At 68.3% G+C, this 2,116-nt stretch carries 1 protein-coding gene; it reads left to right on the top strand.

Annotated elements, in window-relative coordinates; genetic code table 11:
• Positions 1–317: 317 nt before the first annotated feature.
• Positions 318–2,116 (top strand): hypothetical protein (locus ACWGKI_RS20785; protein ID WP_452189574.1); only part of this gene is annotated, 1,799 nt, incomplete at its 3' end.

The raw sequence follows: 2,116 nt of genomic DNA, 5'->3' as shown, positions 1-2,116 counted from the left end.
CCCCCGCGGGGGCGACCGGCCGTCGTCGCGTCTCGGGGAAGTTCACGGGATCGTCCGTGTCCCGTCCTGGAACCACTCCAGCCACTACTCAACTGGCTTTGGCGCAGATGTGAGGCGCGGGGAGCGGGGGCGGCTCTGCTGCATCGTCGGCAATCGACGGCGTCTGCCCTGTGTCAGCCGCCGTCGATCTCGATGGACCCAGGCGGGTGTGGGTGGACGCCGCAAGTCGGACGATGCCGCACCCGTCAGGAGAAGTCCCCGGCCGGATCTTTTCCCTGAAGTGGAGTGAGAAGTTGGTTCAAAAAGTCGATCCCAAGATGCTGCTGGCACCCAGTGCCCAGCGTCGCCTGAAGCGTGGTGCGGCATTCGGTGCCGCAGCCGTGATCGCCGCCTCCGGCATGGTCGGAGGAGCGGCACACGCCGCGGAGTTCAAGACACCTCTCTCGGCGAGCACCTCGCCCGCCAACCAGGCACTGTCGGGTGCGCTGGCGACGGAAACCAGCGCCGAGTGGATTGAAGGTCCGCTGGTCGCCAACGCGCGCGTCCGTGGCTACGACCCCGTGGTCCGGTACATCACCCTCGGCACAGCCTCGCTGCCGTACGGTGGGCTGAATGTCATCACCGGCATCCACCAGTCGACCACGTCGACGGAGCCGGCAGCGGGGGCGGTCCAGCTGCGCATCCCCGCGCCCGGTCACACTGGCCCGATCACCGTGCTGAGCGGCCCCTTCGCCGGGCAGTGCGTCGCCGTCAACACGGATTCCTTGATCGACCAGCCCCTGACTCTCGCCCCGGCGAGCAGCGGTTGCACGATGTGGACGTGGGAAGCGAAGTCCCAGTGGAACCCGCAGCAGCAGGCCTATGACGACCCGCACGGCACCCTCCGCACGGTCGAGGTGAACGCGAAGGGTAACCCGCAGTACATCGCTCAGGTGCTTGACGCGATTGACACCACCGGTGACGGCGTCCTTGGCACCAACTCCTGGGGCGACCCGAACAGGCCCAGCTCGGACTACGAGAAGACGGACCTGAACTGGGGCGCGACCGACCAGACCTTCGACTGGTTCGTTCCGGACCCGATGTTCCCCGACACGAACCCCGACGGGAACGTGAACGCGTCGGCTTCGGCTGCTGCGGACTCGAACGCGAACCCGGCTGCTCTTGCTGCGGCGACGGCGGATGCTGAGACGACGGCTTCGGCTGCTGCGAAGGCGGATGCCGAGGGCGCGGCCGTGGCTGCCGCTTACACGGACGCCTCGACGAGCGCGTCGACCACGGCGGACACCGATGCGAACGCTTCGGCTTCGGGTGCTGCGGTCGCTGCGGCGAACTCCGAGGGTGACGACGACACGAACGCTGCGGCGACGGCGGAGGCGTCGGCGGCCACGGATGGAAACAACGCGTCGCAGGCTGAGGCTGCTGCGTCGTCGGCCGCGACGGCGGACTCCACGAGCGGAGCCTCGACCGACGGCTCGACGCAGGCATCGGTCGACGGTACGAACACGACGTCGACCGACGGCTCGACGCAGGCATCGGTCGACGGTACGAACACGACGTCGACCGACGGTACGACGGACGCGACGACGAGTGCGGGTGCGTCGGCGAGCACGCAGTCCTCGGGTACGTCGGATGCCTCGGGCGAGGTGTACGAGCCCGTGACGATCACCAATCCGCCTCAGAATGGACGGGTGTACCCGCGGGCCGCTGTGCGGGGTACGGGTGAGCCTGGTGCCACGGTGGACCTCAAGGACATTGAGGGCATTGATCGTGGAACCACCACCGTGCGTGAGGACGGCACGTGGTCGCTGACCGTCGATGGCCTTCGGGTGGGCGAGAACGCGCTGTTTGCTCGGCAGGTGGTCGGTGACGGCACTGTGGGCAAGACCACGTTCGACGACGTGTCGTTCACGGTGGTCGACGATGGCAGCCAGGCCTCGACGGACACGAACACTGCCGGTGAGGCGGACGCGAACCTGAATGCGTCGGCGTCGGCTGCTGCGGACGCCAACGCGAACCCGGCGGCTGAGGCTGCGGCGTTCACCGAGGCTGACTCGGCGACGTCTGCTGCCGCGGACGTGGACGCGTCGGCTGCGGCGCAGGCTGCTGCGCTGACGGA

The sequence above is a fragment of the Isoptericola sp. NPDC055881 genome (assembly GCF_053615895.1).
Note: the sequence above shows the minus strand (reverse complement) of the source record. Positions and strands in the feature narration are given on the sequence as shown.